The sequence below is a fragment of the uncultured Ruegeria sp. genome (assembly GCF_947500045.1).
Classification (GTDB): domain Bacteria; phylum Pseudomonadota; class Alphaproteobacteria; order Rhodobacterales; family Rhodobacteraceae; genus Ruegeria.
Map to the genome: position 1 here is coordinate 21,541 of NZ_CANMQQ010000020.1, position 8,912 is coordinate 30,452.

General features: G+C 53.3%; 5 protein-coding genes and 2 pseudogenes. 2 read left to right on the plus strand and 5 right to left on the minus strand.

Going from position 1 to position 8,912, the window contains the following annotated elements:
* Window positions 1-23: 23 nt before the first annotated feature.
* Both Q1B46_RS21585 and Q1B46_RS21590 read right to left on the minus strand, forming a co-directional pair.
* Window positions 24-1,382 (minus strand): adenylate/guanylate cyclase domain-containing protein, encoded by a 1,359-nt coding sequence (locus tag Q1B46_RS21585; RefSeq protein ID WP_299951883.1) that lies wholly within the window; start codon window positions 1,380-1,382, stop codon window positions 24-26.
* 92 nt (window positions 1,383-1,474) lie between these two features.
* Window positions 1,475-1,771 (minus strand): annotated as a pseudogene (locus Q1B46_RS21590) (antibiotic biosynthesis monooxygenase).
* Between the two features lie 430 nt (window positions 1,772-2,201).
* Here Q1B46_RS21590 and Q1B46_RS21595 point away from each other — a divergent pair.
* Window positions 2,202-2,657, plus strand: a complete 456-nt coding sequence (locus tag Q1B46_RS21595; protein WP_299951885.1) for a hypothetical protein — start codon at window positions 2,202-2,204, stop codon at window positions 2,655-2,657.
* A 509-nt stretch (window positions 2,658-3,166) separates the two neighbouring features.
* Here Q1B46_RS21595 and Q1B46_RS21600 read toward each other — a convergent pair.
* From Q1B46_RS21600 to Q1B46_RS21610, 3 genes and pseudogenes are all read right to left on the minus strand, one after another.
* Complete coding sequence (locus Q1B46_RS21600) at window positions 3,167-3,973, minus strand: methyltransferase domain-containing protein (RefSeq protein ID WP_299951887.1); 807 nt, start codon at window positions 3,971-3,973, stop codon at window positions 3,167-3,169.
* 5 nt (window positions 3,974-3,978) lie between these two features.
* A pseudogene (locus Q1B46_RS21605) lies at window positions 3,979-4,271 on the minus strand (antibiotic biosynthesis monooxygenase).
* Between the two features lie 387 nt (window positions 4,272-4,658).
* Entirely contained in the window at window positions 4,659-6,305 is a 1,647-nt protein-coding gene (locus tag Q1B46_RS21610) for a hypothetical protein (protein WP_299951889.1), read from the minus strand.
* 416 nt (window positions 6,306-6,721) lie between these two features.
* Here Q1B46_RS21610 and Q1B46_RS21615 point away from each other — a divergent pair, with 416 nt between their 5' ends.
* Window positions 6,722-8,593 (plus strand): adenylate/guanylate cyclase domain-containing protein, encoded by a 1,872-nt coding sequence (locus tag Q1B46_RS21615; protein ID WP_299951891.1) that lies wholly within the window; start codon window positions 6,722-6,724, stop codon window positions 8,591-8,593.
* Window positions 8,594-8,912: the final 319 nt, after the last annotated feature.

The following is an 8,912-nucleotide window of genomic DNA, read 5'->3' on the forward strand; positions in this document are numbered from 1 at the left end:
TGCAGACGTTATGAACCATTGTGTTATTCGCACAAATCGGCAACAATGGCCTTTAATCGACGCATGTTCTCGTCGCTTATGCGAGCCGGATCCACGGTAAGGGAATAGCCCTCATCTTCCACGTGAATGATGCGACTGTCGCGCGCCTCGCCGTCGTAGATTTTGGTTGCCGCATAAGTGCGGACGGGATTTTGAAATCCCTTCACCGGAATTGGCTCTCGCTCCTCAGCCGGCAGCCAGTCTTTTACCAAAGAATAGGTTTCGGCAGCGAGCAGGATACCTCCAGGATCACACTCTGTCTCAAGTCTTGCGGCAAGATTCACTTCGCGCCCAATTGCGGTGTAGTCCATCCGGTCTTCGGAGCCGAAGTTTCCAATTGTGCAGTAGCCCGTGTTGATGCCTATGCGGGCGTGAAATGGTCGATCGATCAATCCTTGGCGTTGCCAACCTGTTTGCAAATCGTTCAGGCTGCGTTGCATGTCTATTGCCATTCGCACACAGGCGGCTGCATCTTCCTTTGCCCCGAGGCTTTCGGGTTCACCAAAGTACAGCATCATTGCATCACCAATGAATTTGTCGAAGTATGCGCCGTGCTGCAGGGCGATCTTGGACATTTCTGTTAGATACTCATTCAGCAAAGAGGTCAGTTCCTCAGCCTCGAGTTGATCTGTTATTTCGGAAAAATCGACGATGTCGGAGAAGAAGATCGTAAGCTTCCGGCGTCGGCTTTCGATCGCCGCTTGTTGGTTGCCAGCAATGATTGATCCGTAAAGCTGGGGTGGCATGTACTTGGCAAGCTGTTTTGATACGTTTGCTAAGGTCTCATTCGCTTCACGCATTTGGTTCAACAAATGCAAATTATCCAGCGCGATGTTCGCTTGTGACGCAAACGTCTTGAGAATATCGAACTGTTCTCTTTTTAGCTTACCGATCGAATGCCTCAACACGGCGAGAGCTCCGACGGTCTGTCCTCCTTGTGAAATCGGCACCATGGTGACCGCACGAAATCCAGAGGCAAGGAAGTTCCCAGCCCCTATTCGAAACTGATCTTGCGCAGCGGCGACGTCCGGTAAATCAATCGTATTGCCATTCAAAATGACGTGGCCGTGAATTGTCTCGGGATGAAGCGGAGCCGGAAATCGCCGCCGCCAAGCTTCAACGCCCGCTGGTTCTGGACCAGAAATTGCTCCCAAAATCAGCTTATCATCCTCCCGAAGCCCAATACTGACTGTCGACTTTGGAAACAACGCCTGGCCCGCTTCAACGATTGAGTTAAAAACAGGTTGAGGATCCTTAATCGAGCTGTTGACTACTTCTAGGATTTTGGCGGTCACCGCTTGCCGGTCCAGTGCTTCTCGCAACTGGATTTCCAAGACCTCCAAGTTCTTAGCCCCCCTTTGGGTCGGATCATGCACGAGGTCTGGTTGCGATGTGCCCCGACCCTTTGACATCTCAAACCTCCTTTTATTAGTGATTAGCCTTCGACTAAGTCGTAGTGCTTGATGGACCGAGACTCGACGAGTTCTGATTCTGCTGGATCGATATGCGGACTGTGGTAGTCTTCACCCACAAACGCCTTAAGCGCTTCCAGGCTTTCCCACACCATGACAAAACTGAACTCTCGTGGTGCCTCCTCTCTGGGAGCTCCCGGAAGAACGCGCACGATCCCTGGAGTGCTATTCATTAAGGGGATCGCGGTATCGTGGAAGAAGCGGCCGAACTCCTCTTCTTTTCCTGGTCGCGTTGTAACTTAAAAAATACGCATGATCATACAACCGTCCTCCTAAAAAGCGCGGTTTTTGAATGTATGAGTGCCTCACAAAATCCAGATTAACATACTTGATGCGGAGTGTCAGATTTGGGCTCAGAGCGCCGTTTCGCTGCCGGTGACACGAACTATGGCTGCTGAACTGCGAATGGCTGCGTATCGAACCAAACGGCGTAGAATCAAGAGTATGGCCCTGGTGGCGAACGCCCGCTCCAGTGAGGTCTGAAGGTCGACGCATTCTGCGATGGCATTCGACGGACCCGAGCCTATGGCGGACCTTTTATCCCTTACGACCACCGACAATAGATATGGTTGGAAGCGCTCGTTCATTGCACCAATCATTCCAGCGTGCCATCTGTTGGTGCCGCGACGATTTCGGATGGTCTCTGCCTACGGTCTGTCGCTTCATAGTTTTGCAAGTGCAGGAGTGATCATGACGTTTTATGACCGCAAAGACGCCGCCGCCGTCTTTATCCTGCGCCTAGGGCTCGTGTGGTTCATGTTTCTCTGGGCCGTCCACAAGATCATTACGCCCAAGCAATATCAAAACTTGGCCAAGAATATCGACGGGATCGAGATGTCCTTTGCCCAGATATACGCCGTGGGAGGCGTTCAAATTGCACTTTGTGTGCTGGCAGCTCTGGGCGTTTTTCGCGTTTTCAGCTATGGTGGTCTTGCGGCGATGCATTTCTTTACCATCACCCGACAATGGGAGCGATACCTAGATCCCTTTGCTCTGAACGACCGCGGCTTTCCAATCAACCGAAACCCAGTGATCGCTCTTGCGGCGATGGCCGCGTTCGTCGCGCTTCTGCTCCTGATTCACCGCGATCACTTCAGCATCGGAGGCTGGCTGCGGCGCCACGCAGGCGCCCGTTGGTGGTATTAGGATCTGACTTCTAGAAAAGGTAACCGCCCCATAAAACCATCCATTTGGCGAGATTGAGGGCGTGCCGAGATCGGCTTTGTCCGCCACCTTTGAGTTCGAGTGCGAACACTTGCTGCGGCCAGCACGAGCGACCGGTCCGGTCGCCAAGTGGCGGCGCTGAAATTCTTGCATCTGCGACGAATTTCCTGCCGCGAGCGCACGCAGCGAGAATTCAATACTTTTGCTGTGGGCTCGGAGCTGACCTCGGTGCCGTCGCAGCAAAGCCCCCTGCCCCGCTAATCACTGAGACGTGGTCGGCCCTAACCAGACGTTGACCCACCTTCGACCATCCTATTTCATCGCGCAGGTCACAGCTTGATCGATATCAATATGATCACGCTGTCACTCGTTTTTAGTTGGAAGAACGTGCTCCCTGAAATTTGCTGCGGACAGATTTTTTCGAGACCGTAAAGACCCAAACCAGCGGGATCGCCGAGTCCGGGTCAAGTGCCGACCGATCACTTGTTTGTCTATTCCGGCTTGCAGGCGGTCATGATGTAGGCAGTCGTCGGGAAGACCGCCTTGCCCGAAGGCGTGGCGTATTTCGAAAGTTTCACATCGGATTCGATCAGAACTTCTGCGATTTTTTCTTCACTGAGATGTATATCAAACAGCGGCAGCCAACCCCGTAGTTCGACTTCAACCATGGTCCGGGTGCTGGGAAAGGTTGCCTGCTCGCTTTTTGTTTCAAAGGCAATGTCATCGAAGCCCGCTTGCGACAAGATGTTCGCTACCTCGTTGGGGTCGCCCAAACTGAATGGCAGCCTCACAGAATTTGCGGCCTCTGGCGATACATGCTCTTCCAACACAGCAACGATGTCACGATATGCAGGGTTCTGGTCGATAGTGTGCCAGATCGCCACCCCCAGCCTGCCGCCCGGTTTGGTCACCCGGTACATTTCGCGTGTCGCTTTCCGCAGTTCCTGAAAAAACATCATTCCAAACTGCGAGATCACGCTATCAAACGAACCATCTGCGAGGGGCAGCTCTTCGGCACTGCCCAGAATCCACTCGATATTGGGTTCAACTTCTCTTGCCGCTGCAATCATGCCGGGTGCAGGATCAAGTCCGACTACGCGACCAGTATGTCCAGAACACTCGTATGCTGCTCGCGTCAACACGCCTGTACCACACGCAACATCCAAAACGAGCGCACCTTTGCGTATTCTTGCGCCGCCAGTCAAATGGTCGCACCACGGTGCAAATAGCGCTGGCACAAACAGAGCTTCGTATCCACGACCCGCTTGGAGTTCTTCTTGTGTTACTTCGGCAGCCATTTGCGCTACTCCACAAATTCGTAGTGTTTGATTGATCTGGATTCGACCAATTCGGCTTCTGAAGGATCCACATGCGGCGATTGGTAATCATCGCCTACAAACGCCTTGAGAGAAGCGAGATCTTTCCAGATCAGACGAAACTGAATTCTCTTGGACTGTCAGCCCACGCTGCGCCCGGAAGGACCTGCACGATCCCTTCGGTTCCCCGCATCAATGGTATGGCCGTGTTGTGGAAGAAGTCACCGAACTCCTCCTCTTTGCCTTCTTTCGCTGTGACTTGAAATATCCGCATGATCATAAAAGCCCCTCCGATTGGTAGGGTTGCTGCCTGCATGATGACCTCAAAAATACCTCATATCACATCGCGGGCCCAATGTCGCTTTGCTCAAAGGGTGGGAAGACGCGACCGCTAGGCGCATGGAAAGCTGACGTTGGTGAATTTTGCGGCATCCGACATATTGAGCTCAGAACGGCCATCCGAGCAAACGCGACAGCCCAAAACCACTTGTCCTGGCTGGTTGGATCTCGCGGCCCATTACTGACTTTGGGCACGATGTCCGTATGCTGCGGTCGTCCCGCATTGCCGTCATTCGCCGCGAGCGCAAAATTTTGAGCAAATCGAACTTGCAATCCGCGGGGCAAAGTAGACGTTGCAATTGACTCACACTGTTCGTCTGATAGCCGATTACTCGGCCGCCAAAGCTTTGTGCCGACAGTAACATGATGCCTTGATTGGCACTTCGGCCCGGGCAGCGGCCTTGTCCAGTTGTAATTTAATTTGGGGCGCTTCGACGGTTTCACCGCGCCGAGTCAGACATTCGTGCAAGCCGTGCAAGCTCCAGACATTGCCTGGATGCTGGCAGGCCCGGCTAAGCGTTGCATCCAAACCAAGGTCGGCGCGATAGACCCTTTCCGCTTCCACCGTCTGACCTTGCTCCAAAAGGAGAGCACCGAGCGCGTGGCGGGTGGGCTGCATCCAACCCCAGGGTTCGTCGTAGGGCAGCGTGTCATCAGTCTCGACCGATCTGCGCAGGTGTTCGAAAGCGCTCTCGTGCTCTCCCTTGTGATAGGCAAGCTCACCTAGCATCATTTGCTCGGCAACCTTCAAGATGTCGCGGCAAGTGTTGTTAAACAGCATTCTGGTTTCAGGCACCTGCTCCAAAGCATCATAGAATCTTACCTTTTCACTCTCGGCGTCGGTGATCTTGTGCTGGTTCGCCAAAGCAACGGTACGCGCGTACCGCATCATGGCGGTAGTGACGCAGAAAAGCTCTTCATCCACTGGCAGATCCTGATCGAGAATCTCCTGCCAGCGTCCGAACCGGATAAGAACATGTTGCTTCATCGGGATGAAGCCTTCGAACCAGTCGGCCATGGGGCGTAGGGTCTCCGAGGGCAATGTCGCAATCAATTCTTCCGCTGCTTCTAACGCTGCCCTAGGTTGGCCAAGGAACATCGCTCCGTAGATCTTGAAATGGTAATTGTGGCAGCGATAAACGGAGTAGAAATTGTCGGGGCCTTCGCGCTCCAGGAACTTCCGGTCGGCAACGATGGCCGCTTGATTGCGAAGCATCACGTTCATGTAATCACCGCACAAAACGTCGACGTGGGTAGGCATATGCAGTAGGTGCCCGGCGTCCGGAATCAGCGTGCTGAGCGCATCGCCATGGCGCAGCGCGCGTTCGGGGTGCGGCGACATTTCCATCAGGTGGATGTACATGTGCAGAAGCCCGGCATGTTCCCATGCGCCATGAAGAGTGGAGAACGCTGTGTCGAGCACGCCAATTGCCTCAAGCGTATCCGCACCTTCGGCTGGCTTCCCGGTCGGCAAATCCCAAAGCTGCCAAGGGGTCCGGTTCATGATAGCCTCGGCAAAGACGGCGCGCACGTCCAGGTCATTGCTGAATACGGCATGGACTTTGCGCATTGCAGTAGCGAAGGCGTCATTCCACGGGCTGAAATCCTCGACATCTGACGAGGTTGGATAGCGGGCCGGAATTGCCTCGATCAGGGCACGTTCAACTGGTGTCAATCGATCTAGAAGCGCTGTAGCTGCATCGATTGATGTTCTCGCTAACGCGATGCAGTCGGGCTTCTCGTCGTCCTCAAAGGTTTCCCAAGGCTTGTTGTAGTTCGGTCCGATGCAATACGCGATGCCCCAATGCGCCATCGCACAATCGGGGTCGGCGGCAACAGCCTTTTGAAAGCAAACAATCGCCTCTTCGTGATTATAGGCATATGTCCACGCCAAGCCCCGGTCGAACCATATCTGAGCGTTATCTGACGACGTTGAAATCTTCCGAGTGTAGTCGCCGAGGTTGTAGTACTCCATTGCGATTTTCCCCTCTAAATTCGCCAAGCTTATCACGGAACGCCTTCAGTCGATAGCAACGCCGCAAGTTGGCGAGTATTGGAGTACCTGCTCAAGCTTTCGGCTGCTTTTGGCTCTTTGCGGAACTCCGTGCAGATTCGGAATCTTGTTGGCGGGCCTGTCTGACAAAGATGAGGACGGCCCATAGCCGCCGTTCGCACCACTCTACCGTCGCTGCGGCGCGGCCCGTCAAACCTGCCGTTCGCCGCGCCCGCGAAATCGAAGGTCACTTGAATTGACAGACAGCGCACAACCCAGTCGTTTCCGATCAACACTCCAATGGCCACTTTCGCTGACGAGATGCGACGCGTTGCCTCTTTTCTGGATTAGATTCGCCTTTTTGGCTAACCTGTTGGTTGAGCTAAGGAGGTTAGGCATTGGAACGACGCCTCATGGCGATACTTGCTGCAGACGTGGTGGGCTACAGCCGCCTCATTCGGGAGAATGAAGCGGGCACACTGGCGTCCATCAAGGCACATCGCGAAGATCTGATAGAACCTATCGTTTCAGCCCGAAAAGGGCGCATCGTCAAATTGATGGGCGATGGTCTTCTTATCGAATTTGCCAGCGCCGTTGAAGCAGTGCAATGCGCGATAGAGTTTCAACACTACATCGGATTGAAAAACAAGGACGTCCCGGACAAGGACCAAATACACTACCGAATTGGGGTCAACGTCGGCGACATCGTTGTGGAAAACGATGACATTTACGGGGATGGAGTAAACGTCGCGTCGCGCCTGGAAGGTTTGGCGGCGCCCAATGGCATTTACATGGCGGCCAGCGTATATGATCAGGTAAAAGACAAACTCGACCTCAACATCGAAGACCTTGGACTGCGTGAGGTCAAGAACATCGAAGAACCTATACGTGTTTTCAACCTGTTGCTCGATGACAGAGCAATGGCTCTCGTATCCACCATTAACCGACCCGCAGCACCCGCACGTCGAACAAGATTGGTCGCTGTTGCAATCGCTGTTGCAGTGGTAGTCGGGGGGATGGTCTTGTGGCAAACTTGGAATTCTTCAATCCAGTCGCCCGATCCGGCCGCTGTCCCGTTAACCGGCAAACCCTCCATTGCCGTACTCGCGTTCGACAATTTGAACAGTAATCCGGAACATAATTATCTCAGCGTCAGCTTCAGCGAAAACATCATCACTGCGCTTTCCCGATTTGTCGACTTCTTCGTAATCTCCCGCAATTCGACGTTTACCTACAAGAATCAACCGGTAAAGGTGCAGCAGGTGGCCGAGGAATTGGGTGTTCGCTACGTTGTCGAGGGTAGCATCCAAATATCGGGAAACAAGTTGCGGGTAACCGCGCAATTGATCGACGCAACAAACGGCAAACATCTTTGGGCAGAAAACTACGACCGTGATCTTCAGGATATTTTTGCTGTCCAGGACGAGGTCACACGAACAATCGCTCTGACTCTCAACGAGAACATTGACTTGGCCGAATATGATCGGGTGGAACACCAACCCACTGACAATTTGAGTGCATACGAGCTGTTTAAGCGCGCGCAGGAACAGTCGTTCACGTTCACAAAAGAAGGCAACATTCTTGCGATGGAACTGAGTGCGAAAGCAATCGCGCTCGACCCGAATTTTGCAAGCGCGTATATCGAACTCGCCTGGGCCCACAACTTCGGTTATCGCTGGGGGTGGACTGAAATCACGTCTCGTGAGGAATCCCTGGCTCTTGCGTTTGAAATGGCCAGAAAAGCGATAAATCTAGAGCCATTCAATTTCAAAGCTCATCAGGTATTGGCGAGTATTACAGTGCAAAGCGGCGATCTTGAGAAGGCTGCAACACTTTACGAGAAGGCTATTTCTTTAAACCCGAATTCCGCTCAGGTACTCGCCGATTCAATTGATCCTTTGATCTACAGCGGAAGGGCAGACGAAGCTGTTGACCGGATGAAAGCAGCAATACGTCTCAATCCACATCATCCAGATTGGTACCTGTGGAATCTGGGTTGGGCCCAGTACTTTGCAGAGGACTACGAAGGCGCGCTGGCTTCAATCGAGAAGATGAACGGGGTTCCGGATCGCCTCAGACGTACCCTTGCTCCGATCTTGTTGCGGTTGGGGCGGGATGACGAGGCCCGCACCATGATGGGCGAGTTTCTAGCTGATAATCCCGACTACGATATTGAAGAAGCGAAATCAGCTCCGTTCACCGACAAACAGTTCCACAACCGCTGGTTAGACGATTTGCGAGCATTGGGAGTTCCGGAAAACGCGTCCTAGTGGTCTGTGAATGGCTCTTTTGCATCGGATACTGAAGCCAAGGACAGACATTGACGGTGTCGCAACAAACTTACTTTTTGGGCTCACTTCCAACCTCGGAGGCAGAGCAGAATTTCCCCTGCCCCACTTCAGTCGGATCTCGCTGGCGGCCCATAAGAGACATTCATTGCAGTCACTGGTGCCGCAGTGCGGCTTCACCAGACCGGCCATTCGCTACGGACAAAAAAATCCTGAAACTGCCGAACTCACAGATTGCAGACAAATGCAGCCGTTTGATCTACCGCTATTGGGCGGCTCGAAACATCGGAAACAGGGGTGG